The sequence below is a fragment of the Geodermatophilaceae bacterium NBWT11 genome (assembly GCA_014218215.1).
In the GTDB taxonomy this organism is placed as follows: domain Bacteria; phylum Actinomycetota; class Actinomycetes; order Mycobacteriales; family Geodermatophilaceae; genus Klenkia.
On sequence record CP043652.1, the window covers coordinates 37905 to 61869 of the forward strand.

General features: G+C 74.1%; 26 protein-coding genes and 2 pseudogenes. 17 read left to right on the forward strand and 11 right to left on the reverse strand.

Features of this window, described 5'->3' with window-relative positions; genetic code table 11:
• Positions 1 to 117 precede the first annotated feature (117 nt).
• The 3 genes from F1C76_00175 to F1C76_00185 are packed head-to-tail and all read left to right on the forward strand — an operon-like array spanning position 118 to position 2938.
• Positions 118 to 1167, forward strand: coding sequence for an amidohydrolase (locus tag F1C76_00175; GenBank protein ID QNG35244.1), 1050 nt, complete (start codon positions 118 to 120; stop codon positions 1165 to 1167).
• A complete protein-coding gene (locus F1C76_00180) occupies positions 1167 to 1916 on the forward strand; it encodes an iron-sulfur cluster assembly protein (GenBank protein ID QNG35245.1) in 750 nt (249 codons plus the stop codon). Before F1C76_00175 ends, F1C76_00180 begins: the two co-directional genes overlap by 1 nt.
• On the forward strand, positions 1913 to 2938 hold the full coding sequence (locus tag F1C76_00185; GenBank protein QNG35246.1) for an NAD(P)-dependent alcohol dehydrogenase: 1026 nt from the start codon (positions 1913 to 1915) through the stop codon (positions 2936 to 2938). The genes F1C76_00180 and F1C76_00185 overlap by 4 nt, the downstream gene beginning before the upstream one ends.
• Before the next feature lie 84 nt (positions 2939 to 3022).
• Here F1C76_00185 and F1C76_00190 read toward each other — a convergent pair whose 3' ends face one another.
• Positions 3023 to 4051 (reverse strand): LLM class flavin-dependent oxidoreductase, encoded by a 1029-nt coding sequence (locus tag F1C76_00190; GenBank protein ID QNG35247.1) that lies wholly within the window; start codon positions 4049 to 4051, stop codon positions 3023 to 3025.
• 129 nt (positions 4052 to 4180) lie between these two features.
• Between F1C76_00190 and F1C76_00195 the strand changes: the two genes are divergently transcribed.
• The gene (locus tag F1C76_00195) at positions 4181 to 5476 is read left to right on the forward strand and encodes a cytochrome P450 (protein ID QNG35248.1); all 1296 of its coding nucleotides are present in this window, start codon (positions 4181 to 4183) and stop codon (positions 5474 to 5476) included.
• Between the two features lie 60 nt (positions 5477 to 5536).
• On the opposite strand, the gene F1C76_00200 is transcribed toward F1C76_00195, so the two are convergent.
• A complete protein-coding gene (locus F1C76_00200; protein ID QNG38885.1) occupies positions 5537 to 6172 on the reverse strand; it encodes a hypothetical protein in 636 nt (211 codons plus the stop codon).
• A gap of 347 nt (positions 6173 to 6519) precedes the next feature.
• Here F1C76_00200 and F1C76_00205 point away from each other — a divergent pair, with 347 nt between their 5' ends.
• Positions 6520 to 8238 carry a histidinol-phosphatase gene (locus F1C76_00205; GenBank protein ID QNG35249.1) on the forward strand — a complete coding sequence of 573 codons (1719 nt, stop codon included), beginning with the start codon at positions 6520 to 6522 and terminating at the stop codon, positions 8236 to 8238.
• Positions 8235 to 8759: a hypothetical protein gene (locus F1C76_00210; GenBank protein QNG35250.1), complete on the forward strand. Its 525-nt coding sequence runs from the start codon at positions 8235 to 8237 to the stop codon at positions 8757 to 8759. Before F1C76_00205 ends, F1C76_00210 begins: the two co-directional genes overlap by 4 nt.
• 8 nt (positions 8760 to 8767) lie before the next feature.
• Here the strand turns inward: F1C76_00210 and F1C76_00215 are convergent, their stop codons facing one another.
• Positions 8768 to 9994, reverse strand: coding sequence for an APC family permease (locus F1C76_00215; GenBank protein ID QNG35251.1), 1227 nt, complete (start codon positions 9992 to 9994; stop codon positions 8768 to 8770).
• Positions 9995 to 10124: 130 nt separating this feature from the next.
• Between F1C76_00215 and F1C76_00220 the strand changes: the two genes are divergently transcribed.
• Positions 10125 to 10952 carry a hypothetical protein gene (locus F1C76_00220; GenBank protein ID QNG35252.1) on the forward strand — a complete coding sequence of 276 codons (828 nt, stop codon included), beginning with the start codon at positions 10125 to 10127 and terminating at the stop codon, positions 10950 to 10952.
• A gap of 34 nt (positions 10953 to 10986) precedes the next feature.
• On the opposite strand, the gene F1C76_00225 is transcribed toward F1C76_00220, so the two are convergent.
• The gene (locus F1C76_00225; GenBank protein QNG35253.1) at positions 10987 to 12441 is read right to left on the reverse strand and encodes a catalase; all 1455 of its coding nucleotides are present in this window, start codon (positions 12439 to 12441) and stop codon (positions 10987 to 10989) included.
• Between the two features lie 80 nt (positions 12442 to 12521).
• Here F1C76_00225 and F1C76_00230 point away from each other — a divergent pair, with 80 nt between their 5' ends.
• Together F1C76_00230 and F1C76_00235 are read left to right on the forward strand one after the other, a co-directional pair.
• On the forward strand, positions 12522 to 13559 hold the full coding sequence (locus tag F1C76_00230; GenBank protein ID QNG35254.1) for a gfo/Idh/MocA family oxidoreductase: 1038 nt from the start codon (positions 12522 to 12524) through the stop codon (positions 13557 to 13559).
• Positions 13556 to 14038, forward strand: coding sequence for a nucleoside deaminase (locus tag F1C76_00235; GenBank protein ID QNG35255.1), 483 nt, complete (start codon positions 13556 to 13558; stop codon positions 14036 to 14038). Before F1C76_00230 ends, F1C76_00235 begins: the two co-directional genes overlap by 4 nt.
• 9 nt (positions 14039 to 14047) lie before the next feature.
• On the opposite strand, the gene F1C76_00240 is transcribed toward F1C76_00235, so the two are convergent.
• The 4 genes and pseudogenes from F1C76_00240 to F1C76_00255 form a co-directional block, all read right to left on the reverse strand.
• On the reverse strand, positions 14048 to 14263 hold the full coding sequence (locus F1C76_00240) for a cold-shock protein (GenBank protein ID QNG38887.1): 216 nt from the start codon (positions 14261 to 14263) through the stop codon (positions 14048 to 14050).
• Positions 14236 to 15117, reverse strand: a complete 882-nt coding sequence (locus tag F1C76_00245) for a cold-shock protein (GenBank protein ID QNG38886.1) — start codon at positions 15115 to 15117, stop codon at positions 14236 to 14238. Before F1C76_00245 ends, F1C76_00240 begins: the two co-directional genes overlap by 28 nt.
• A gap of 165 nt (positions 15118 to 15282) precedes the next feature.
• Positions 15283 to 15480 (reverse strand): annotated as a pseudogene (locus tag F1C76_00250) (cold-shock protein).
• Positions 15481 to 15590: 110 nt separating this feature from the next.
• Positions 15591 to 16700: a UPF0104 family protein gene (locus F1C76_00255; GenBank protein QNG35256.1), complete on the reverse strand. Its 1110-nt coding sequence runs from the start codon at positions 16698 to 16700 to the stop codon at positions 15591 to 15593.
• A 118-nt stretch (positions 16701 to 16818) separates the two neighbouring features.
• Between F1C76_00255 and F1C76_00260 the strand changes: the two genes are divergently transcribed.
• Positions 16819 to 17238 carry a nitroreductase family deazaflavin-dependent oxidoreductase gene (locus F1C76_00260; protein ID QNG35257.1) on the forward strand — a complete coding sequence of 140 codons (420 nt, stop codon included), beginning with the start codon at positions 16819 to 16821 and terminating at the stop codon, positions 17236 to 17238.
• 59 nt (positions 17239 to 17297) lie between these two features.
• Positions 17298 to 18983, forward strand: a complete 1686-nt coding sequence (locus F1C76_00265) for a ribonuclease J (protein ID QNG35258.1) — start codon at positions 17298 to 17300, stop codon at positions 18981 to 18983.
• A 42-nt stretch (positions 18984 to 19025) separates the two neighbouring features.
• Here F1C76_00265 and F1C76_00270 read toward each other — a convergent pair whose 3' ends face one another.
• Positions 19026 to 19319 carry a hypothetical protein gene (locus tag F1C76_00270; GenBank protein ID QNG35259.1) on the reverse strand — a complete coding sequence of 98 codons (294 nt, stop codon included), beginning with the start codon at positions 19317 to 19319 and terminating at the stop codon, positions 19026 to 19028.
• 229 nt (positions 19320 to 19548) lie between these two features.
• Between F1C76_00270 and F1C76_00275 the strand changes: the two genes are divergently transcribed.
• The 3 genes from F1C76_00275 (at position 19549) to F1C76_00285 (ending at position 21544) form a co-directional block, all read left to right on the forward strand.
• Positions 19549 to 20094 carry a sigma-70 family RNA polymerase sigma factor gene (locus F1C76_00275; protein ID QNG38888.1) on the forward strand — a complete coding sequence of 182 codons (546 nt, stop codon included), beginning with the start codon at positions 19549 to 19551 and terminating at the stop codon, positions 20092 to 20094.
• Positions 20091 to 20747 (forward strand): anti-sigma factor, encoded by a 657-nt coding sequence (locus F1C76_00280; protein QNG35260.1) that lies wholly within the window; start codon positions 20091 to 20093, stop codon positions 20745 to 20747. Before F1C76_00275 ends, F1C76_00280 begins: the two co-directional genes overlap by 4 nt.
• A gap of 143 nt (positions 20748 to 20890) precedes the next feature.
• Positions 20891 to 21544, forward strand: a complete 654-nt coding sequence (locus tag F1C76_00285) for a CHRD domain-containing protein (GenBank protein QNG38889.1) — start codon at positions 20891 to 20893, stop codon at positions 21542 to 21544.
• A 71-nt stretch (positions 21545 to 21615) separates the two neighbouring features.
• Here the strand turns inward: F1C76_00285 and F1C76_00290 are convergent.
• Positions 21616 to 21711, reverse strand: a pseudogene (locus F1C76_00290) (PE family protein).
• Between the two features lie 33 nt (positions 21712 to 21744).
• Here F1C76_00290 and F1C76_00295 point away from each other — a divergent pair.
• The 3 genes from F1C76_00295 to pdxY are packed head-to-tail and all read left to right on the forward strand — an operon-like array spanning position 21745 to position 23653.
• On the forward strand, positions 21745 to 22155 hold the full coding sequence (locus tag F1C76_00295; GenBank protein ID QNG38890.1) for a class F sortase: 411 nt from the start codon (positions 21745 to 21747) through the stop codon (positions 22153 to 22155).
• 40 nt (positions 22156 to 22195) lie between these two features.
• Positions 22196 to 22774 (forward strand): hypothetical protein, encoded by a 579-nt coding sequence (locus F1C76_00300; GenBank protein ID QNG35261.1) that lies wholly within the window; start codon positions 22196 to 22198, stop codon positions 22772 to 22774.
• Positions 22775 to 22804: 30 nt separating this feature from the next.
• Positions 22805 to 23653 carry a pyridoxal kinase PdxY gene (pdxY, locus tag F1C76_00305; protein QNG38891.1) on the forward strand — a complete coding sequence of 283 codons (849 nt, stop codon included), beginning with the start codon at positions 22805 to 22807 and terminating at the stop codon, positions 23651 to 23653.
• Between the two features lie 12 nt (positions 23654 to 23665).
• Here pdxY and F1C76_00310 read toward each other — a convergent pair whose 3' ends face one another.
• Positions 23666 to 23938 carry a hypothetical protein gene (locus F1C76_00310; protein ID QNG35262.1) on the reverse strand — a complete coding sequence of 91 codons (273 nt, stop codon included), beginning with the start codon at positions 23936 to 23938 and terminating at the stop codon, positions 23666 to 23668.
• Positions 23939 to 23965: the final 27 nt, after the last annotated feature.

The following is a 23965-nucleotide window of genomic DNA, read 5'->3' on the forward strand; positions in this document are numbered from 1 at the left end:
GGGCGGGTCTCAAAGTGAGACACGTGCGCACCCCGCCACGGCACGGGCACCCCTAGCGTCGGCCGGGAGTGATCCAGCTCCCAACGGAGGGACCTGGGCCTGGTTCGAGGAGGAACCGTGTACAGCAAGGACGGCACCGACTACTTCGTGGTCGACGCACACATCGCCCTCTGGGACGCCCGCGAGGAGAACCAGCGCAACATCCACGGCAAGCAGTTCATCGACTGCTTCTACGACTACCACCGCAACCTGTCGCCGAAGTCGGAGGTGTGGAGCTACGACGAGTACCTCTACCAGGGCGGCGAGCGGCTGATGCGCGACGTGTTCGTCGACGGCATCGTCGACCACGCGGTGTTCCAGCCGGCCCGGCTCGGCGAGTTCTACCGCAACGGGTTCGGCCAGACCGAGGAGGCCTTCGCGCTCACCCAGGCCCACCCGGACAAGCTGACCTACAACCACTGGTTCGACCCGCGGGACGGCGAGAACGGCCTGGACCGGCTGCGCGCCGACGCCGAGCGGTTCGACCTCAAGGGCGTGAAGCTCTACACCGCGGACTGGCACGGCGAGAGCCGCGGCTGGAAGCTCGACGACCCGATGGCCTACAGGTACTTCGAGCTGTGCCGCGAACTGGGCATCAGGAACATCCACGTGCACAAGGGCCCGACCATCCGCCCGCTGGACCGCGACGCCTTCGACGTCGCCGACGTCGACCACGTGGCCACCGACTTCACCGACCTGAACTTCATCGTCGAGCACGTCGGCCTGCCGCGGCTCGAGGACTTCTGCTGGATCGCCACCCAGGAGCCCAACGTCTACGGCGGCCTCGCCGTGGCCATGCCGTTCATCCACTCCCGGCCGCGGTACTTCGCCCAGATCCTCGGCGAGCTCCTGTACTGGATCGGGGAGGACCGGATCCTGTTCTCCAGCGACTACGCCATCTGGACCCCGAAGTGGCTGGTGGAGGCGTTCGTGGACTTCCAGATCCCCGCGGACCTCACCGAGTACGCGCCGATCACCACCGACCAGAAGAAGAAGATCCTGGGCCTCAACGCCGCCGAGCTCTACGACATCCCGGTGCCCGCCGAGCTCCAGGTCGCCGAGGCCGACGCCACCGCCACCGGGCCGCGCGACCCCGAGGCGGCCGACAAGAACCTGGCGATGGCCTGATGACGGCGGTCCTGCCTCGGCTGACCGAGGCCGACGTCCGGACGGCGCTGGACACCGTCATCGACCCGGAGCTCGACGAGGCGGTGACCGACCTGGGGTTCGTCCGGTCGATCGAGGTCCGGGGAGCCGACGTCGAGGTGCACCTCCGGCTGCCCACGTCGTTCTGCGCCCCGAACTTCGCCTGGCTGATGGTGTCCGACGCCCGGGACGCGCTGCTCGCCGTCCCGGGCGTGGGGCGGGTCGTGGTGGAGCTCGACGACCACCACGACTCCGACCTGATCAACGCAGGGCTCGCCGCGAACGCCGGCTACCGGGGCACGTTCGGCCACGAGGCCGAGCTCTCCCTGGACGAGCTGCGGGCCACCTTCCAGCGCAAGGCGCACACCGCGGCGATGGAGCGGGCCCTCACCGCCTGGCTGCGGGCCGACCCCGCCCGCACCGAGCAGCAGGTCGGCGAGCTGGTGCTCGGCGACCTGACCGGGGACACCGGCTCGCTGCTGTCGCGGCGGGCCGCCCTCGGGCTGCCGGTCGACCCGTCGTCCCCGGTGCTGCTGGCCCCGGACGGCTCGCGGCCCGACCCGGGGTCGGTGGCGATCACGCTGCGCAAGGCCCGCTCGGTGCGCATCTCCGTCGACGGCAACGCGCACTTCTGCCGCGGCCTGCTCACCACGCGCTACCCGGGGTCGGACGCCGACCAGGTGTTCCGGCCCTCCATCGACTCCGCACTCCCCCTGGAGGTCCTGTCATGAAGGCAGTCCGCGTCACCGGCTACCACCAGAAGATGGAGCTCACCGACGTCCCGAAGCCCGAGGTGACCGGCCCGCACGACGTCGTCGTGCGGATCGGCGGGGCCGGCGTGTGCCGCACCGACCTGCACATCCTCGAGGGCCAGTGGGCCGAGAAGTCCCAGGTCACGCTGCCGTACACGATCGGCCACGAGAACGCCGGCTGGGTCGACGCGGTCGGCGACGCCGTCACCAACGTCGCGGTCGCGGACAAGGTGATCCTGCACCCGCTGGTCACCTGCGGGCTGTGCCGCGCCTGCCGCTTCGGCGACGACGTGCACTGCGAGGCCAACCAGTTCCCCGGCATCGACTCCGACGGTGGCTACGCCGAGTACCTGAAGACCACGGCGCGCAGCTGCGTGAAGATCGACGACTCGCTGGAGCCGGCCGACGTCGCCGCGCTGGCCGATGCCGGCCTGACGGCCTACCACGCGGTGGCCAAGGCGGCCCGCCGCCTGCACCCCGGTGACCGGCTGGTGATGATCGGCTCCGGCGGGCTGGGCCACATCGGCATCCAGGTGGCCAAGGCCCTCACCCCGGCCGAGCTGATCGTCATCGACCGCAACCCCGACGCGCTGAAGCTGGCCGAGTCGATCGGGGCCGACCACGGGGTGCTGGCCGACGGCACCCAGGTGGAGCAGGTCCTCGCGCTCACCGGCGGCAACGGCGCCGAGGTGGTCGTGGACTTCGTCGGGGAGAACGGCTCGACGAAGGAGGGCATCGCGATGACCCGCCGCGGTGGGGACTACTCGATCGTCGGCTACGGCGAGAACATCGACGTCCCGACCATCGACCTGGTCTCCACCGAGGTCAACGTCATCGGCAACCTGGTCGGCTCCTACAACGACCTGGTCGAGCTCATGGCCCTGGCCGCGGCCGGCCGGGTCACGCTGCACACCCAGAAGTACGCCCTGGACGACTTCCAGACCGCGGTCGACGACCTCGACGGCGGGCGCGTCCGCGGCCGGGCGATCCTCGTCCCGTAGCCGGGCCGCAGACTCACGCCGTCCAGGCACGCTGCCGCCCTGCAGGGGCACAGCAGGCCTGGACGGCGTCGGTCTGTGCGGGGCTCAGCCCTTCTCGACGAGCGGGACGACCTCGGTGCCCAGCAGCTCGATGCCGCGCAGCAGGTCGGCGTGGGCCAGGCGGGGGTTGGTCATCTGCATGGAGATCCGGTCGATGCCGCCGACCTGCTCCGAGACCCGCTTGATCTTGTCCGCGATCGACTGCGGGTCGCCCATGAAGAAGGCGCCGTCGGGGCCGGCGGTGGCGTCGAACTGGGCCCGGCTGGGCTGCCGGAAGCCGCGCTCGCGGCTGATCTTGGTGAACATCTCGTGCCAGCCCGGGTAGATGGTGTCCGCGGCGGCCTGGGTGCTCTCGGCGACGTAGCCGAACACGTGCAGGCCGACCTGGAGCTTCTCCGGGGCGTGCCCGGCCTGGGCGCCGGCGCGACGGTAGAGGTCGATGAGCGGGGCGAACTGGCGGGGCTCGCCGCCGATGATGGCGACCATCAGCGGGAGGCCGAGCATGCCGGCGCGGGCGAAGGACTCCGGGCTGCCGCCGACGCCGACCCAGATGGGCAGCTCGGCCTGGGCGGGCCGGGGGTAGACGCCCTGCCCGTTCAGTGCCGGGCGGTGCCGGCCGGACCAGGTGACCTTCTCCGAGTCACGGATCTTCAGCAGCAGGTCCAGCTTCTCGGTGAACAGCGAGTCGTAGTCGCTGAGCGGGAGGCCGAAGAGCGGGAAGGCCTCGGTGAAGGAACCGCGGCCCACGACGAGGTCGGTCCGGCCCTTGCTGATCAGGTCCAGGGTGGCGAACTGCTGGAACACCCGCACGGGGTCGGCGGCCGAGAGCACGGTGACCGCGCTGCCCAGCCGGATCCGCTCGGTGCGGGCGGCGGCCGCGGCCAGGATGATCGCCGGCGCGGAGTCGTAGTACTCGGGCCGGTGGTGCTCACCGATGCCGAAGGAGTACAGCCCGACCTGGTCGGCCAGGGCGATCTCCTCCAGCAGGTCCGACATCCGCTGCTCGGCGCCGATCTCCTGACCGGTGGTCGGGTCGGTGACTGCTGCCACGAAGCTGTCGACGCCGATGTGCACGGGGTCCCTCCAGAGGGGTCGGTGGGCCACCGGGTCCCGGTGACGCCTGCAGTGTAGTCAAGCGTTCAACTGTCGAGCCTGTTCCCCGGGCCTCGACGACGGCGGGCCGGGTGGTCCAGTGTCGACGACGTGACCCCCACCCACGCCGACACCGCCGTCGTCGTCGACCCGCAGACCTACGTGACCGGCCCGCCGCTGGCCGCCCTCGCCCGGCTCCGCGACACCTCACCCGCGGTGTGGGTCGACGAGCCCGACGGCCCCGGGTTCTGGCTGGTGCTCCGGCACACCGACGTGCAGCGGGTGCTGAAGGACCCGGCCACCTTCTCCTCCTGGCTGGGCGCCACCCAGGTGCGCGACGCCGCCGACCTGCCCCTCGCCCGGCGGATGATGCTGAACACCGACCCGCCCGACCACGCCCGGCTGCGCCGGCTGCTCACGACGAGCTTCACCCCGCGGGCGGTCGCCGCGCTCACCGCCGCGATCGAGGCCAGCGCGGCCGGCCTGGTCGACCGGGTGCTGGCCGGTCCCGACGTCGTCGACGTCGCCCGGGACGTCGCCGCGGACCTGCCGCTGCTCACCCTGGCCGAGGTGCTGGGCGTGCCGGCGCAGGACCGCTGGCTCATGTACGACTGGTCCAACCGGGTGATCGGCTGGCAGGACCCCGACTACGCGGTCTCCGCGCGCTTCGACGGCAGCGGGGGCACCGACCTCGCCCGGCAGGCGGTGGCGTTGCGCCCGCACCCGGGCCCCGACGGCGCGATGCCCGACCCGCGGACCGCCGAGGGGATGCCCGACCTCTACGGCTACGCCCGGCTGCTGGCCGAGCACAAGCGCGCCCACCCGGGGGACGACGTCATGAGCGTGCTGCTCGCCCAGGTCGACGAGGGCGGGGCCATCAGCGACGCGGAGTTCGAGTCGATGTTCTGGTTGTTCGCCGTCGCCGGGAACGAGACGCTGCGCAACGGGCTGCCCGGTGGGCTCATCGCCCTGCTGGAGCACCCGACCGCGATGGCCGAACTGCGCGCGGACCCGTCGCTGCTGCCCGGGGCGGTCGAGGAGATGCTGCGGTGGTGGACCCCGGTGATGGTCTTCCGCCGGACCGCGACCACCGACGTCGAGCTGGCCGGGGTGCCGGTGCGGGCCGGGGACAAGGTGGTCGTGTCCTTCACCTCGGCCAACCGCGACCCGGCGGTGTTCGCCGACCCCGACGCCTTCGACGTCCGCCGCTCCCCCAACCCGCACCTCACGTTCGGGCACGGTCCGCACTTCTGTCTGGGTGCGCAGCTGGCCCGGGTGCAGATGCGGGCGCTGTTCGGCCAGCTGCTCTCCCGGACGACGTCGCTGGAGCCCGCCGGCGAGCCGGCGCTGCTGCGGTCGAGCTTCCAGCGCGGGGTGAAGCGGCTCCCCGTGCGCTGGACCGCCTGACACGCAGCAGGGGCGCCACCCCGACGTGCGGGTGGCGCCCCTGCGGGCCGTGCGGGTGGGTCAGGAGGTGGCGACCGTGAGGGTCGCGACGCCGATGACCAGGTTCGCCGGGATCGCGGTGACCCCGAACGTGGTGTTCAGCAGCTGAGCGGCCTCGGCCGACAGCTCGACGGTGGTGCCGGTGAGCACCGCGTTGCCCTCGGCGTCCGTGGTGACCGGCTCCAGGGTGGTGCCGTTGAGGTCGAACAGCGGGGCGGAGGGGACGGCGAGCTCACCGTTGACGCTCACGTCGCCGAACAGCCGGGCCGGCTTGCCCGGGTCGACCACGAAGTTGGACAGCTCGACCGTGGTGGCGCCGGCGGTCAGCGACAGGCCGGAGCCCTGGTGGAAGATCACGCCCTGGACGAAGGGCCGGTAGCCGGAGTCCTTGTCGTAGAGGGTCACGGTGCCGCCGGTGATCGGGAAGTCCACGGCGCCGTCGGCCAGCGTCGCGGTGCCGGTCACGCCGGGGGTTACGCCCAGGCCGGTGAGGGCGTCGAGGAAGCCCTGGTCGAGGGCGACCGAGGTGTCGCCGCCGGAGATCGCGGGGACGACGGCCGCCGGGTCGGGGTTGCTGACCGAGGAGGCGGTCGAGGAGACCGAGCTGCTGCTCGAGGCCGACGCGGTGCTGTCGGTGCCGGAGCTGCAGGCGGCCATGCCGAGTGCGGCGCTCAGGGCGATGGCGGCGACGGTGGTGCGCTTGAATGCTGCGTTCTTGAGGTTCACGGTGGCTCCCAGGTCGAGTGGTCCCCGGTGTGGGAACAGCAGGACTTCGGGGCCGTGGTCGCGTCCGGATGGGTGATGAAGGGAACCCATCCGTACTGGTACCTGGGCACGAACGTGCAGGTCACAGCTGTGCGTGCGGTGTGCGATCCGAGGTTCCGGGACCCCCCGTCCCGTCGCGTCCTGTTCACCCGTGCCCCACCTGTGCGTCGCCCGTGCCTCCCCGGGAACCCGCAGGGTCGGGTGTCAGCAGCCGCATGCGACCCGGGGAGACCACCGGCATGACGCACGACCACGCGCACCCGCACACCCACCCGCACACCCACGACCACACCCACGCCGAGGGGTCGTGGCGTGACCCGGAGGCCGACGACCGGCTGTCGGTCTCCCGCCGGGCCTTCCTGGCCGGGGCCGCCGTCGTCGCCGGTGCCGCCGCCGGGCTGGGTGGCGCGGTGGCCGGAGCGGGCCCCGCGCAGGCGACCCCGCCGCGGCCGGGACCAGGGGGCCGTCCTACCCCGGTCAACCCGTGGCGCGGCAACGCCCGCTTCCTGGCCGGGGACCACCACGTCCACACCCAGTTCTCCCCCGACGCCCAGTACGAGGTGGAGACCCAGGTGTCCAAGGCCGCCGAGTACGGCCTGGACTGGGTGGTGGTCACCGACCACGGCAGCGTCGCCCACCAGAAGTTCTCCATCGACCAGGTGACGCCCCGCATCGAGGCCTCCCGCCAGGCGCACCGCGACGTGCTGGTCTACCAGGGCCTGGAGTGGAACATCCCCGGTGCCGAGCACGCGACGGTGTTCCTGCCCCCGGGGCGGAACACCGTGGACATCCTCCGGGCCTTCGAGCTGGCCTACGACGGCAGCATCCTGCAGAGCACCGGCCGGGTCACTCGTGCCACGTCCGGGGACGGCGAGCCGTTCGCCGTCCAGGCACTGCAGTACCTGGACCAGCAGGTGCTCGCCCGGCGCACCGAGATCGCGCTCATGTTCGCCAACCACCCGGCCCGGCGGGGCATCGACAGCCCGCACGAGATCCGCGCCTGGCGGGACGCCGCCCCGTCGGTCGCGGTGGGCATGGAGGGCGCGCCGGGCCACCAGGCCGCCGGCATCCCCACCGCGGCCGGCGGCCCGGGCAAGGGCCGCGGCTTCTACGAGGCCTCCCCCGGCGAGGACTCCTTCCCCGGCTACGCCCCCACCGCGACCGAGAACCCCTACCGCACCTACGGCGGCTTCGACTGGATGACGGCGAAGGTCGGCGGGCTGTGGGACTCCCTGCTCGCCGAGGGCAAGCCGTGGTGGGTGACCTCGACCAGTGACTCCCACCAGGTCTGGCAGGACACCCGGGTGCCCGGCAGCTCGGACTACGCGACCACCGGCACCCGGGGCACCCCGGTCGACACCGGGCGCCCGATCAGCACCTACGGCGACTTCTGGCCCGGGCAGTACAGCTCGACGCTGGTGGTCGCCCAGCGGCCCGCCTACCTCGACGTGATGCGGGGGCTGCAGTCCGGCCAGGTGGTGGCCGTGCACGGCCGGCTCATCGAGGGCCTGGACGTGCGGGTCCGGGCCACCCGTGGGGACGGCGACGCCCGCGGGGTGACCCTGGGCGGTCGCACGTGGGTGCGCCGCGGCGGCTCGGTGACCGTGGACGTGGTCGTCGACCGGGCCGCCGGCCCGAACGCCTCGGGCCAGGTGCCGCAGCTGGCCACGGTCGACCTCATCAGCGGGCCCGTCACCGGCGCCGCCGCCGACCGGGACACGCTGTCGGCGCCGCAGACGACGGTCGTGGAGACCTGGGACGTCCAGGCCCGCCGCGGGAAGGTGCGGCTCTCGCACACCTTCTCGAACGTCCAGCAGGGCTTCTACCTGCGGCTGCGCGGCAGCGACGGCAACCAGCTCGACGCGGCCGGCAACCCGGTGATGGACGTGGCCGGCAACGAGGACCCGTTCGCCGACCTGTGGTTCTACGCCAACCCGGTGTTCGTGGACGTGCTGTGAGCCAGGGCTGGTGGGTCGGCGTCCCCGCGCCCGGGACGACCGGCGACGCCCACCTGCTGGCCACCCTGGACCGCGCGCTGGCCGGCACCGGCCGGCGCGCGGTGCAGGTCCTCACCCACGTCGACCGCAGCGCCCCGGTGGCCCGCACCACGGCGAGCTGGCAGCTGTCCCCCGGCGCGGCCGACCACCGGGACGACGGCCTGCCGGCCCGGCTGGCCGACGCCCTGGGCGGGCCGGTGGCGACCCGCTCCGAGGCCCCGTCCGACGGCCGGGTGGTCCGCTCCCCCGGTCCCTCGTTCACCGGGCCCGTCCCGGTCGCCGACCTCGTGGAGGCGGGACTGGTGGTGGTCGGCATCGGCGCCCCGGTCGGCGAGGACGACCTGGTGGACACCCTGGACGGCCACCTCCGCCCCGAGCGCACCCCGGACGGCGACCGGCTGCTCGTCGAGCCGGCCGGGCCCGGTCGCTGGCGACCGGCCGAGATCAGCGACCCGCACCAGTGCTGCGGCGGCGTGCACTGACCCGTCCCTCAGACGAACCGCACGACCGCCCGGCCCACCAGCCCGACACCGACCACCCCGAGCCCGGCGAGGACCGAGGCCGCGGGCAGCGAGACCGCCAGCACCAGGCAGGCCGCGAACCCGAGCCCGGGCACCCACCGGGCCGGCCGGGAGCCGCGCGGCAGGGTCCAGGCCGCGGCGTTGGCGACCGCGTAGTAGAGCAGGACCCCGAACGACGAGGCCCCGATGACGGTGGTCAGGTCACCGACCAGCACCAGGGCACCGACCGCGACCGCCAGCACCACCTGCGCGACGACCGGGGTGCCGCGACGCGGGTCGACCCGGGCCAGCGGGGAGGGCAGGTCGTGCTCGCGGGCCATCGCCAACGCGGTGCGGGTGACCCCGGCGACGAGTCCGAGCAGCGCCCCGCAGGCCGCCGTGACCGCACCGGCGGTGGCCACCCAGGCCAGCGCGGGCACCGGGCCGGACCGGACGGCGTCGGCCAGCGGGGCCACCGACCCGGCGAGCCCGGCCGGGCCCAGCACCACCAGGACGACGACCCCGACGACGGCGTAGACCACCACCGCCAGGCCCAGGGCCGCCGACACCGCCCGGGGAATCGTGCGCTGCGGGTCGCGCACCTCCTCGGCGAGCGTGGCGATCCGGGCGTACCCGGCGAAGGCGAAGAAGAGCAGGCCGGCCGCGGTCAGCACCCCGTTCGGCCCGCCGACGGTGGCCGTCGCCGGGGCCGCACCCGCGGGCAGGGCGGAGAGGACCACGGCGGCCAGGGCCGTGAGCGTGAGGGCCAACAGGACCCGGGTGACCCGGGCGGTGCGGGTGATGCCGGCGGCGTCCACCGCGACCAGCAGCAGCACGGCCCCCAGGGCGACGAAGCGAGCCTGGTCCGGCCAGAGGTAGGCCCCCACGGTCAGCGCCATCGCCGCGCAGGACGCGGTCTTGCCCACGACGAACGCCCAGCCGGCCAGGAACCCCGACCACGGGCCCAGGCGGTCGCGGCCGAACGCGTAGGCGCCGCCCGAGACCGGCAGGTGCACCGCCAGGGCGGCGGTGCTGGTCGCGTTGCACCAGGCGACGACGGCGGCCACGGCGAGACCGGCCAGCAGCCACCAGCCGGCGACGGCCGCCGCGGGTGCCCAGACCACGAAGACCCCGGCGCCGAGCATCGAGCCCAGTCCGATGGCCACGGCGTCCCGGGTGGTCAGCCGGCGCTGCAGACGTCCGGGTTCCTCGGTCACCCGCTGATGATCGCCTGCCCGGTGGCGCTCCCGGCCACGGGTCGCCGTCCGACACCCGTCGTCCACCTTCAGGTCACCGGGCAGTTGAACGGGACACCACCGTTCCGCTCGCGGGCGGTACGTTCGGCCCGTGCGGGGGCTGCGACGGGTCACGGGTGTGCTGGCGGGTGCCGCCGCGCTCGCCCTGGTGCCCGGCACCGCCACGGCCGCTCCGGGCGACGGCGCGGACCTGGGGTTCGACGTGTCCTACCCGCAGTGCGACACCCCGCTGCCCGCCGGCCACGGCTTCGGCATCGTCGGGGTCAACGGCGGCGTGGCGACCACGATCAACCCGTGCCTGGCCGACCAGCTGCGCTGGGCCCAGCGCGCCTCCGGCGACGTCGCCGAGCACCCCGGGCTGCAGGTCTACGTCAACACCGCCAACCCCGGCCAGTTCGAGGACGAGATCTCCACCTGGCCGCGCAGCGGCACCAGTCCGTACGGGGAGTGCGCCGGGGACGTCGACCTGGCCTGCTCCTACGTCTACGGCCAGACCCGGGCCTCGGTCGACATCCACGGGTTCCTGCTGCCCACCGCGGCCCAGGCCGGGGTCCCCGTCGTCCCGGCCGACCTGGTCTGGTGGCTCGACGTCGAGACGATGAACACCTGGCAGTCCGGCTCGGCCGCGGCCCTCGCCGCCAACCGCGCGACGCTGGAGGGGATGGCCGACTACCTCGGCTCCACCGGCGCCGAGGTGGGGCTCTACTCGACCGGCCAGCAGTGGCAGCAGATCGTCGGCCTGGTCCCGCCGTCCAGCCCGCTGTACGAGCTGGACAGCTGGCTGGCCGGCGCGCAGAGCCGCACCGAGGCCGCCGTGCACTGCGGGGACGCCCCGCTCACGGCCGGCGGCGACGTCGTGCTCAGCCAGTACGTGGTCGAGCGCGACGGCCGCCTGCTGGACCACGACCTGCCCTGCTGACCCGACCCCGACGGGCCGGGTCAGCAGGGGGTGCTCACGCGCCGAGCAGTTCCTTCTCGACCGCGGCGCCGATGCCCGGGTCGATCGCGCGCCAGTACTCCACGATCCGGGGCTTCATCGCCGCGGTGACCGCCGCGTCGGAGGCGTGCCCGACGATGTTGGCCACCAGGTGCTCGCGGTCGGTGTCGTCCATGACCTCCCGCACGAGGGTGCCGGCCTGGGTGGTGTCGTCGTCCTCGGCGTGCAGCGTCGCCGCGGCCCGCATGATCTCCCCCGACACGTGCCAGCCCGGCTCGGCGTAGGCCGGGTCGGCCTGGGGGCCACCGAAGCTGTTGGGTGCGTAGACGGGGTCCGACGGGTTGCTGTAGCGCATCGCGCCGTCCTTGTTGTAGCTGTTCACCGGGGAGACCGGGGCGTTCACCGGCAGCTGCAGGTAGTTGGCGCCGATCCGGTAGCGGTGCGCGTCGGGGTAGCTGAACAGCCGGCCGATGAGCATCCTGTCCGGCGACGGGCCGATCCCGGGCACCAGGTTCGAGGGCTCGAAGGAGGACTGCTCGATCTGGGCGAAGTAGTTCTCCGGGTTGCGGTCCAGGGTCATCGTGCCGACCTCGATCAGCGGGTAGTCCTTCTGCGAGACCGTCTTCGTGACGTCGAAGGGGTTCACCTTGTAGCCGACGGCGTCCTCGAACGGCATGGCCTGCACGTACGCCGTCCAGGTGGGGAATTCCCCGGCCTTGATCGCGTCGGCCAGATCGCGGCGGTGGAAGTCGCCGTCCTCACCGGCCATCGCGGCCGCCTCGTCGTCGGAGAAGGTCTCGACGCCCTGGTCGGTCTTGAAGTGGTACTTGACCCAGTGCTTCTCCCCCGCGGCGTTCTCCCAGAGGAACGTGTGGCTGCCGTAGCCGTTCATGTGCCGCAGCGTCCGCGGGATGCCCCGGTCGCTCATCAGGATCGTCACCTGGTGGCTGGACTCCGGGGACAACGTCCAGAAGTCCCACTGCATGTTGTTGTCGCGCAGCCCGGTGTCGGCGCGGCGCTTCTGCGAGCGGATGAAGTCCTGGAACTTCGAGGGGTCGCGGACGAAGAAGACCGGGGTGTTGTTGCCGACCAGGTCGTAGTTGCCCTCCTGCGTGTAGAACTTCAGCGAGAAGCCGCGGGGGTCGCGCACGGTGTCGGGGAAGCCCTGCTCGCCGGCCACGGTGGAGAACCGGGCCAGCATCGGGGTCTCGCGGCCCGGCTGCAGGAAGTGCGCCTTCGTGAGGTGGCTGACGTCGCCGGTCACCCGGAACGTGCCGAACGCGCCGGCGCCCTTGGCGTGCACCACGCGCTCGGGCACCCGCTCACGGTTGAACTGGGCCATCTTCTGGATCAGGTAGTGGTCGGACAGCAGGATCGGGCCGTCGGCGCCGGCGGTGAGCGAGTGCTCGTCGCTGGCGGCCGGGATGCCGGCGTCGTCGGTGGTCACCCGGGTCTGGGGCGAGGCGGTCATGGGGTGGGGGTTGCCAGCGGCCCTGATCGACAAACCGCCCCTGGCACACCCACAGCCGGGTGACAGGCGATGATCGCCTCATGGACGACTCCTCCGCCCCGGTCCGGTTCGGCCTCGTCGGCTACGGCTTCGGCGGGCGGTTCTTCCACGCCCCGCTGCTGGCCGCCGCCCCGGGCGTCGACTTCCTGGGCGTGGTGACCACCTCGCCCGAACGCCGCGCACAGGCCACCGCCGAGCACCCGGGGACGACGACGTTCGACTCCCTGGAGGCGCTGCGCGACGCCGGCGCCGAGGCCGTGGCGATCTCCACCCCGGCCGACACGCACAGCCCGCTGACCGACCGGGCGCTGGACCTCGGCCTGGCCGTCGTCTGCGACAAGCCGTTCGCCCTGGACCCGACGGCCGCGCTGACGTCGGTGGAGCGGGCCGAGGCGGCCGGCCTGCCCCTGTCGCCCTACCAGAACCGCCGGTGGGACTCCGACTTCCTGACCGTGCAGCGCCTGGTCGCCGACGGCGCCCTCGGCGAGCTGCGCTCGTTCGAGTCGCGCTTCGAGCGGCTGGCGCCGGAGAACGGACCGGGCGCGGCCGGTGGCGGCACACTGCTGGACTTCGGCAGCCACCTGGTCGACCAGGCCCTGGTGCTGCTCGGGCCGGTGTCCACCGTCTCCGCGCACTGGTCGGTGCGCGACTCGGGGCTGGACGACGACGTGCTGGTGGTGCTGGAGCACACCGGTGGCGCCCGGTCGGTGCTGGGCGGGAGCTGGCGGCAGGGCGCCCCCGGCCCGCGCTTCCGGGTCACCGGCTCGACCGGCAGCTACGTCGTCGGCGGGATCGACGGGCAGGAGGACCACCTGGTCGCCGGCCGCTCGCCGGCCACGCTCGGCGAGGAGTGGGGCGAGGAGCCGGAGTCGGCCTGGGGCGCGGTGTACCGCGGCAGCCCGGACGGGGAACCGGTGCGCACCGAGCGCGGCCGGTGGGACGTGTTCTACCCGGCGTTCGCCGACGCCGTCCGCGGCCGGGGTCCGGTGCCCGTGCCCGCCCGGGACGCCGTCGCCACCGCCGTGGTGCTCGACGCCGCCCGGCGCAGCGCCACCGAGGGCACCGTGGTGTCGCTGTGAGCCTCACCGACGTCGACCGCGCGCACCTGGCGCGCTGCGTGGAGCTGGCCACCGAGGCCCTGGAGGCCGGGGACGAGCCGTTCGGCTCGCTGCTGGTGGCCGCCGACGGCACCGTGCTCGCCGAGGACCGCAACCGGATCGCCGGCGGTGACGCCACCCGGCACCCGGAGTTCGAGCTGGCCCGCTGGGCGGCGGAGCACGTGGCCCCCGCGGACCGTCCGGGTGCCACCGTCTACACCTCCGGCGAGCACTGCCCGATGTGCTCGGCGGCGCACGCCTGGGTGGGCCTGGGCCGCATCGTCTACGCCAGCTCCTCAGCCCAGCTGGCGCAGTGGCTCGGCGAGCTGGGCGTCCCGCCCGGTCCGGTGGCCACCCTGCCCGTCACCGCGGTGGCACCGGGCATCCCGGTCGACGGCCCCGACGAGGAGCTCGCCGCCCGGGTCCGCGAGCTCCACGCCCGCCTGCACGCCCCCCGTTGACGAGTCGGGTCAGATGGGCTCGACCTGGTCGGCCTGCGGGCCGCGCTCGGCGGGGGTGGCGGTGAACTGCACCCGCTGGCCCTCCTCGAGGTCGCGGTAGCCGCCGCGGTCGGCGATCGCGGAGAAGTGCACGAACACGTCGGCGCTGCCGTCGTCGGGGGCGATGAAGCCGAACCCCTTCTCCGCGTGGAACCACTTCACGGTGCCCTCGCTGCCGCCCTCCAGCGGGGTGGGCACCGACCGGGCCGCGCTGCGGTTCTGCTCACGCGGGTGGACCGGCCGGGGTCGCGGCGCATCTCCCGGCGGGCCGGGTCGCGCCGCGGGGGCGGACCGGCGGAGTCCAGCGGGCGGACGACGTCGGCCTGCGGGCCCCGGTCGCCGAGGCTGGCCGCGAACTCGACGCGCTGGCCCTCGGCCAGGTCGCCGTAGCCGCCGTCGTCCTCGATGGCCGAGAAGTGCACGAACACGTCGCGGCTGCCGTCGTCGGGCTCGACGAAGCCGAAGCCCTTGTCGGCGTTGAAGAACCGCACGGTGCCCTGGGCGAGGCCCGAGCCGCCGCCGTACCCGCCGGCGTTCTGCCGCCCCTGGTCCCGGCCCTGCGAGCGGCCACCGCCACCGCCGGAGAGCGGCTGGACGTGCGTGGCCTGCATCCCGCGGTCGCCCTGGGCGGCCTCGAACTCCACCCGCTGGCCCTCCTCGAGGGAGCGGTAGCCGCCGTCGTCGGCGATCGCGGAGAAGTGCACGAAGACGTCGTCCCCGCCGTCGTCGGGCTGGAGGAAGCCGAAGCCCTTCTCGCCGTTGAAGAACCGGACCGTGGCCTGCGGCAGGCCGGAGCCGGCCGCGGACGGGGCGTCGTACCCGCCCTGGTCGTAGCCGCCGCCACCACCGGCGAGGGGCTCGACGTGGGTGGCCTGCAGCCCGCGGTCGCCCTGGGCGGCCTCGAAGAGCACCCGCTGGCCCTCCTCGAGGGAGCGGTAGCCACCGTCGTCGGCGATGGCCGAGAAGTGCACGAAGACGTCGTCCCCGCCGTCGTCGGGGGTGATGAAGCCGAACCCCTTCTCGGAGTTGAAGAACTGCACCGTGCCCTCGGCGCCGCCCCCGGAGGACCGGGGTGCGCGGGCGGGCTCGCGGCGGGGGGCCTCGCGGCGGGGCGCGCGCTCCTCGCGGCGGTCCTCCCGCCGGTCGTCCCGGCGGGGCTCGCGGGACTGCGAGCGGTCGACCTGCACCGGCGGGCCGCCCAGCGGGGACACCCGGTCGGCCTGGAGGCCGCGCTGGCCGGGGCTGGCGTCGTACTCGACGCGCGCGCCCTCGTCCAGGCTGCGGAAGCCACCGGACTCCTCGATCGCCGAGAAGTGAACGAAGACGTCCTCACCGCCGTCGTCGGGTCCGATGAAACCGAACCCCTTCTCGGCGTTGAACCACTTCACGAAGCCCTGCGGCATGCCCTGCTCCTGCACTCATCGAGATCACGTCCTGCAGGGCACAGCCTCCCATCCCCGGCGCCCGCGTGGGTCCGGCGGGCCGCAGGACCCACCCCGGCGGGGCACCCGGCCTAGGAGCCCGGCCGCCGCTGGGGGTCGGGCTGCGGGGCGTCGAGCTCGGGCGGGTGCACCGGGCGGGGGGCGAGGACCAGGCAGAGCGCCCCGATCGCGGCCAGCAGCCACAGGCTGACGAACCGGTAGACGACGACGGCGGGCACCGCCTGGCTGGCGGGCAGGCCCGCGGCGACGAGCGCCGAGGCCAGCGCCGCCTCGACGACGCCGATGCCACCGGGGGTGAGCCGGGTGGAGGACACCAGCGCGCCCGCGGCCCAGGCCAGCACGACGCCGGGCCACGGGAGGGAGGCGCCGACCGCCAGCACGGCCAGCCCCAGGCACAGCGCGTCGAGCACCCAGTTCGCCAGCGCGTAGGCGGCGGCACCGGTGGCCTTGGCCGCACCGATCCGGATGGAGCCCAGCGAGGTGAGCACGTCGTCCACGGCGGGACCGACGACCGAGGGCCGCAGCGCACGCCACCAGCGGGCGAACGGCTTGAGCAGGTGCTGCGCCAACCGGACCACCAGGTGCTTGGCCTCGGTGCTGCGGGTGACGGCCAGCAGCACCAGCACCGGGACGACGACGGCGACCGAGGCCAGCGAGGCGATGGCGGCACCGACGGTCGACCCGGTGGCCGCGGAGCTGATCGCCACCACCGCGGCCAGGCTGACCGTCGAGCAGACCCCGGAGACGGCCAGGGTCCAGCTGACCAGCGCGGTGCTGTTGCCCAGGTCGCGCAGGCGTCGGAAGGAGTAGGCGACGCTGGCGGCCGAGCCGGCCAGCGGGAGGCCGACGGCGATGGCGTTGCCGCCGTAGACGGTGACCGTCAGGCTGCCGTGCGGGCCGAAGCCCCCGCCGGCGCGCAGCAGCAGCCGCTGCTGGGCGACCAGGGCCTGCATGGAGACCAGCTGCACGGCCACGGCGAGCAGCGCCCAGCGCCACTCGACGCCGGCCAGCGTGGCGAACCAGCCGACGACCGACTGCCAGAAGACGACGACGCAGACCAGGGTCCCCACGGCCAGGAGCCCGATGGACACCGGACGACGCCACCGCGCCACCGCGCCGGGACGGCCGGGGACGACGGGGGCCGTGGAGCCCGCCGCGCCGGTGTCCGGTCCGCTGGTCATCGGGCATGACCGTAGCGAGCCGCGGCCCCCCGGTCGTCGCCCCCACGGGGGATGCCGGCTCCGACCGGGGGATGACGCACGGTCGGTCCGCCCGGGCGCCACCCGGCAGACTGGGGCGGTGCCGCTGGACGGGGAGTACGCGCCGAGCACCGTGCCGTGGGTGCGGGCGGAGGTCGAGCAGATCGAGGCCACGGGCACCGCGGTCGACGGGCGCGCGGTGGTCCTGCTGACCCACCGGGGCGCGCGGACCGGCCTGGTGCGCAAGACCCCGCTGATGCGGGTGGAGCTCGGCGGCGTCTACGCGGCGGTCGCCTCGACCCGCGGCGGCGACGCCCACCCGCACTGGTACGCCAACGTGCTGGCCCACCCCGAGGTCGAGCTGCGCGACGGCGACACCCGCCTGGACCTGCGGGCCCGGGAGGTCACCGGGGCCGAACGGGCCCGCTGGTGGTCGCTGGCGTGCAGCACGTTCGGCTCCTACGTGACCTACCAGAGCCGGACCCGCCGACGGATCCCGGTCGTGCTGCTGGAGCCCTGACCAGGCGGGCGACACGCCAACGGACCGGAGTGTCGGTGGCACGCCGTAGCGTGAGGCCCATGAGCCGCACGCACCCCGAGTTGAAGACGCCCCCGGCCCTCCCGGAGGGAGGTCTGCGAGTCGTCGCCCTGGGTGGCCTCGGCGAGATCGGCCGCAACATGACCGTCTTCGAGTTCGACGGCCGCCTGCTGATCGTCGACTGCGGGGTGCTGTTCCCCGAGGAGCACCAGCCCGGCGTCGACGTCATCCTCCCCGACTTCACCTCCATCCGGGACCGGATGGACGACATCGAGGCGATCGTGCTCACGCACGGGCACGAGGACCACATCGGTGGCGTGCCCTACCTGCTGCGCGAGCGCCGTGACATCCCGCTGGTCGGCTCCAAGCTGACCCTGGCCTTCATCAAGGCCAAGCTCGAGGAGCACCGGATCAAGCCGGTCACCCGCGAGGTCGCCGAGGGCGACACGCTGGACTTCGGGCCGTTCTCCACCGAGTTCCTCGCGGTGAACCACTCCATCCCCGACGCCCTGGCCGTCGCCATCCGCACCGCCGCCGGCCTCGTGCTGCACACCGGCGACTTCAAGATGGACCAGTTCCCCCTCGACCGCCGCATCACCGACCTGCGCGGGTTCGCCCGGCTCGGCGAGGAGGGCGTCGACCTGTTCATGACCGACTCCACCAACGCCGAGGTGCCCGGGTTCACCCTCAGCGAGGGCGATCTGGTGCCGGCCATCGAGCGGGTGTTCCGCACCGCCCCCAAGCGGGTCATCGTGTCCAGCTTCGCCAGCCACGTGCACCGCATCCAGCAGGTGCTCAACGCCGCCCACGCGCACGGCCGCAAGGTCGCCTTCGTCGGCCGCTCGATGGTCCGCAACATGGGCATCGCGCGCGAGCTGGGCTACCTCGACGTGCCCAAGGGCCTCGTGGTCGACCTCAAGCAGATGGACAAGCTGCCCGCCGACCAGGTGTGCGTCATCTGCACCGGGTCGCAGGGCGAGCCGATGGCCGCGCTGAGCCGGATGGCCAACCGCGACCACGTCATCCGCATCTCCGAGGGCGACACCGTGCTGCTGGCCAGCTCGCTCATCCCCGGCAACGAGAACGCGATCTACCGGATCATCAACGAGCTGACCCGCTGGGGCGCCGACGTCGTCCACAAGGGCAACGCCAAGGTGCACGTGTCCGGGCACGCCAGCGCCGGCGAGCTCGTCTACTGCTACAACATCGTCAAGCCGCGCAACGTGATGCCGGTGCACGGCGAGTGGCGGCACCTCAAGGCCAACGGCGAGCTGGCGATCAAGACCGGCGTGCACCCCCGCGGGGTCGTGCTGGCCGAGGACGGCAACGTCGTCGACCTGGTCGACGGCCGGGTCCGGATCACCGGCAAGGTCAGCGCCGGCAACGTCTACGTCGACGGCGCCACCGTGGGCGGGGCGACCGAGGCCTCGCTGAAGGACCGGCGCAACCTCGCCGAGGAGGGCGTCATCACCGTCGTCGCCATCGTCGACGCCGACACCGGCCTGCTCGCCGAGACCCCGGACTTCCTCGCCCGCGGCTTCGTGCACGACGAGACGACCTTCGAGTCCGTGGTGCCGCTGATCGAGAAGGCGCTGGCCAAGGCCGCCGAGGAGGGCGTGGGCGGTGCGCTGCAGCTCGAGCAGCTCATCACCCGGGCCGTCGCCGGCTGGGCGAACCGCAACGGTCGCCGCAGCCCGATGATCATCCCGGTGGTCATCGACGCCTGAGGCACCCGCGCAACGGCCCCGTCGCTCTCGCGACGGGGCCGTTCAGCGTGCGGGGGTGTACCAGGCGTCGAGCAGCTGCTGGCGGGCCGACGCGGGCAGCGCGCCCCAACGCAGCAGGGCGGCGCGCGCGGGCAGCTGACTGGCCGCGGCGAGCCGGCCCAGCTCGCGCACCCGGTGCGCGGTCGGACCGACCGGGGTGCGGGCACCGACCACGCGCATCGCGGCGATCGTGGTGCACAGGGACTCGTACGCCGCCGTGATCGCGGCCTGGTGCGCGGGGTCGAACCAGTGCGGGCTCCGCCCGGTGGTCACGACAGAAGCTGCCGGAGCGCTCATGCGGATCTCATCGGCAGTCCACAGGGGAATCGTGACCACCCCGTGACCCCGTTCGGCTACAGGCCTCCGCCCGCGCCCCCGGTGATCATGGGCTCGTTGCCGGTGGACACGCTGCCGTCGGCGTGTCCACTGGCACGCAGCCCATGATCACCGTCATGGGGTGACTGGTGAACGGCGGAGGCGGCACAGCCGTAGACACACCGCAGGGACACCGGGCGGAAGGGGCGTGATGGGACGGCTGGGCAGGTCGGCGACGCCCCGCGACGTCGAGCGCTTCGACGCCCGGGAGGCCTACGCCGCGCACGGGGCCGAGCTGTACCGGTTTGCACTGCGCCAGCTCGGTGACGGCGGGGCCGCCCAGGACGTCGTCCAGGAGGTGTTCCTGCGGGCCTGGCGCGCGGCGGACTCCTACGACCCCCAGCTGGCGAGCCTGCGGACCTGGCTCTTCGCGATCGCCCGCAACGTGGTGGTCGACGAGACGCGGCGGTTCGCCGTCCGCCCGTGGCAGGGCCAGCTCAGCGACACCGCCGGTGCCGACGTCCCGGCCGGCGGGGTGCTCGACGAGCAGCTCGTGGACGCCTGGGTGGTCGAGGAGGCGTTGCGCCGACTCGGCCCGGACCACCGGACCGCGATCGTGCAGACCCACCTGCGCGGCCGGCCGCACGGCGAGGTGGCTGCCGAGCTCGGCATCCCGGTGGGCACACTGCGCAGCCGGGTGTTCTACGGACTGAAGGCACTGCGGCTGGCGATGGAGGAGATGGGGGTGGAACCGTGAGCACGCACCGGGAACAGCGCGAGGCGCTCGGGGGGTACGCCCTCGGGCACGGGGACGACGCCGAACGGGCCGCCGTCCGGGCGCACCTGGACGGGTGCGCGGCCTGCCGCGCGGAGCTGGCCGCCCTCACCCCGCTGCGCGCCCGGCTCGCCGGGGTCGACCCCGATCGGCTCGACGACGCCCCCGCTCCCCCGCCCGGGCTCGGTGACGCCGTGCTGGCCCGGATCGCCGCCGAGCAGGCCACCGCGCCCGTCCCGCTGCACCGCCGTCGGTGGGCACCCGCCGTGGCCGCGGTCGGGATCGCCGCGGCCGGGGTGGTCGTGGGCTGGGTCGCCCGCCCGGTGCCCGACCCGCTGCCGCTGGAGGCCGTCGCGGTGCAGGTCGCCGATGCCGACGTCGAGGCCACCGCCGACGTCGTCCCGCACACCTGGGGCATGGAGGTCCAGCTGTCCGGTGAGGGCTTCACCGCCGGGGAGGTGTACCGGGTGCAGGTCACCGAGGTCGACGGAGACTCGGTGCCCGCCGGGGAGTTCCTCGGCATCGGCCCCGGCCAGCTGGACTGCAACCTCAACAGCTCGGTGCTGCGGGAGGACGCGACCGGGTTCGAGGTGCTCGACAGCACCGGCACCGTCGTCCTCGCGTCGGACTTCTGACCCGGCTGGGTGAACGCGGGTGCCCCCGCCCCCGTAGTCCCCGGTGACCGCCACCACCGAGCACCGGGAGTCCTGCCGTGACCCGCACCCGCACCGCCCTGCTCCGCACCTCCGTCGTCGTCGGTGCCGCCGGCGCCCTCGCGCTGACCGCCGTCGGCCCCGCCGCCGCCGAGACCGAGGTGCCCCGCCCGGCCTCCTTCACCAGCGCCTTCACCGCGATGGCCACCCCCGACATGGTGATCAACAACGACGGGGTGGCCACGCCCGGCGAGCCCGGCGCCTCCGGCACGTTCACGTACATGATCAACTCCGACACCGAGGTGATCTGCTACGACATCAGCCTCACCGGGGTGACCCCGCCCTACCAGTCGCCGGCCAAGACCGCGACGCACATCCACCAGGGCGACGCCGGCCAGGCCGGGCCGCCGCGGATCGCGTTCCCGAACCCCGAGGACGACGGCTCCGGCACCCTCACCAGCTCCGGCTGCCTGCAGGGCCCCTTCACCACGGGCGTGGTCGCGAACGGCGCGGACACCGGTGAGGGCTTCACCCTCGACCAGATCGAGGCCGACCCCTCGGCGTTCTTCACCGACACGCACACCGCGGCCTTCGCGGCCGGGGCGGTGCGCGGCCAGCTGACCGCCATCCCGGTCGGCGGGGTCGAGACCGGCGCCGGTGGCACTTCCGTCCTGGCCGACGACGGGTCCACGGGGACCGTCGTCGGCCTGGTCGGCGGCTCCGCGCTCCTCGCCGCCGGCGGGGCGCTCCTGCTCCGTCGCCGCACCGCCCAGCAGTGACCTCCCGCGGGCTCCGCGGCGCCGCGCTCGGACTCGGCGCCGCGCTGGTGCTGACCGGGTGCGCGGGCGCCGTGGAGCCCGCGGCGGCACCGCCCCCCGCGGCACCGGCGACGACACCGGCGACGCCGGCCCCCCCACCGCCCACGTCGTCCCTCGACCCGTCGCAGGTGCCCGAGCCCACCGCGCTGTCCATCCCGGCGCTGGGCGTCACCCGGGACCTGATCGACCTGGGCATCGCCGCCGACGGCACCGCCGAGGTGCCGGCCGACTTCGACGACGCCGGCTGGTTCACCCCCGGCGGTCGCCCCGGGGCGCGTGGTCCGACGGTGCTGATGGGCCACGTGGACTCCACCGCCGGGCCCGCGGTGTTCTACGAGCTGCGCGACCTGCAGCCCGGGGACACCGTCGAGCTCACCGTCGCCGACGGGACGGTCGCCGTCTACGCGGTCACCGGCACCGAGCAGGTCGCCAAGGACACCTTCCCGACCGAGGCGGTCTTCGGCGCGACCGCCCAGGACGTCGTCCGGCTGATCACCTGCACCGGCGACTTCGACGGCGGCGCCCGCAGCTACACCGACAACCTGGTGGTGACCGCCGAACGGGTGGGGTGATCGGCGGTACGGTCCGCGCAGCCGACCCCAGGAGGTCACCGTGCCCGCGTTCCTCGCCGAGCCACCCGACACCCCGGCCGCCCGCGCCCTCTACGCCGAGGACACCGCCGAGCACGGCCACGTGCTGGGTCTGAGCCGGGTGTGGGCGCACCGCCCCGAGCTGCAGACCGCGCTCTTCGACCTGCTCGGCCTCGCCGGAGCGGGCCTGACGCTGCGCCAGCGGGGGCTCCTGGTCACCGCGGCGGCCGCCGCCCGCGAGGACGGGTACTGCGCACTGGCCTGGGGCGACCGGCTGGCGACGGCCGCCGGGGAGGACGTCGCCGTCGCCGCGCTCACCGGCGACGACGGGCCCCTCACCCCGGGCGACCGGGCCCTGGTCCGGTTCGCAGCCCAGGCCGCCCGCGACCCCAACGGCACCACCCGGGACGACGTCGACGCGCTGCGGGCCGTCGGGTTCGACGACGCCACCGTGCTGTCGCTGACGGTCTTCCTCGGCCTGCGGATCGCGTTCGCCACGGTCAACGGGGCGCTCGGGGCGGCACCGGACACCGAGCTCGCCGCCTCCGTCCCACCCGCCGTCCGTGCGGCTGCCGCGTTCGGGCGGCCCGTCGGGAGCTGACCGGCGCGTGTGACAGGGTCACCGGTCGTGGTGAACGTCCTGTCGATCCAGTCCCACGTGGCCTACGGGCACGTCGGCAACTCCTCCGCGGTCTTCCCGCTGCAGCGTCTCGGGCACGAGGTGTGGCCCGTGCACACCGTCCAGTTCTCCAACCACACCGGTTACGGCGCCTGGACCGGCCGGGTCTTCGACGGCCAGGCCGTCGAGGAGGTCGTGGACGGCATCGACGCCCGCGGCGTGCTGGGCAGCTGCGACGCGGTGCTGTCGGGCTACCTGGGCTCGGCCGACATCGGGCACGCCGTCGTCGGCACCGTGGCCCGGGTGCGCGCGGCCAACCCGGCCGCCGTCTACTGCTGCGACCCGGTGATCGGTGACGTCGGCCGCGGGGTGTTCGTCCGGCCGGGCATCGCCGAGTTCATGCGCGACACCGCGGTGCCCGCCGCCGACGTGGTCACCCCCAACCACTACGAGCTGGACCTGCTCACCGGTCGGAGGACGACGACCCTGGACCAGGTGCGCGACGCCGTCGCCGCCCTGCAGGCCACCGGTCCGCGGGTCGTGCTGACCACCAGCCTGGACGTCGAGGACACCCCGGACGACGCGGTCGACCTGCTGGCCAGCGAGGGCGGCCGGCACTGGCGGGTGCGCACCCCGAAGCTGGACGTGTCGGTCAACGGCGCCGGCGACGCGATCGCCGCGCTGTTCCTGGCGCACTGGTTGTCCACCGGCTCGGCCGGCGAGGCGCTGGGCCGGGCCGCGGCCTCGGTGTTCGGCCTGCTGCGGACGACCGCCGAGGCGGGGAGCCGGGAGATCCTCCTGGTCGCCGCGCAGGAGGAGTTCGTCTCCCCCACCCGCACCTTCGCCGTCGACGAGGTCTGAGCGGGCCGGGTCTCAGCCCGCTGCGGCCGCGCAGACACCGCACGCGGCCGCGGTGGCCTGGAACGGCTCGCTGCCGGCGATCACGATCGCCCCGCACACGGCGACCTCGGGCTCACCGGACAACTCGTCGGTCGCCCGGTGCACCTCGACGGCGTGCACCAGCCCGGGGTGCGCACCCCGCAGCCGCGGCGGCCAGCAGGCGGGGCAGGCCGAGGCGACCAGCTCCGGTCGCAGGAAGGCCCTGGTGGCGGGGGCGGACGGGGGGCGGGTCAGTGCGGTGGTCACGCGTCGACCCTGCCCCGGGACGCCTCG

Excerpts from the sequence above, each read along its gene's own strand:
- F1C76_00180 (QNG35245.1), top strand. The coding sequence starts at position 1,167 with ATGACGGCGGTCCTGCCTCGGCTGACCGAGGCCGACGTCCGGACGGCG.
- F1C76_00185 (QNG35246.1), top strand. The coding sequence starts at position 1,913 with ATGAAGGCAGTCCGCGTCACCGGCTACCACCAGAAGATGGAGCTCACC.
- F1C76_00200 (QNG38885.1), bottom strand. The coding sequence starts at position 6,172 with ATGGCCGCCTGCAGCTCCGGCACCGACAGCACCGCGTCGGCCTCGAGC.
- F1C76_00205 (QNG35249.1), top strand. The coding sequence starts at position 6,520 with ATGACGCACGACCACGCGCACCCGCACACCCACCCGCACACCCACGAC.
- F1C76_00225 (QNG35253.1), bottom strand. The coding sequence starts at position 12,441 with ATGACCGCCTCGCCCCAGACCCGGGTGACCACCGACGACGCCGGCATC.
- F1C76_00230 (QNG35254.1), top strand. The coding sequence starts at position 12,522 with ATGGACGACTCCTCCGCCCCGGTCCGGTTCGGCCTCGTCGGCTACGGC.
- F1C76_00255 (QNG35256.1), bottom strand. The coding sequence starts at position 16,700 with ATGACCAGCGGACCGGACACCGGCGCGGCGGGCTCCACGGCCCCCGTC.
- F1C76_00265 (QNG35258.1), top strand. The coding sequence starts at position 17,298 with ATGAGCCGCACGCACCCCGAGTTGAAGACGCCCCCGGCCCTCCCGGAG.
- F1C76_00270 (QNG35259.1), bottom strand. The coding sequence starts at position 19,319 with ATGAGCGCTCCGGCAGCTTCTGTCGTGACCACCGGGCGGAGCCCGCAC.
- F1C76_00275 (QNG38888.1), top strand. The coding sequence starts at position 19,549 with ATGGGACGGCTGGGCAGGTCGGCGACGCCCCGCGACGTCGAGCGCTTC.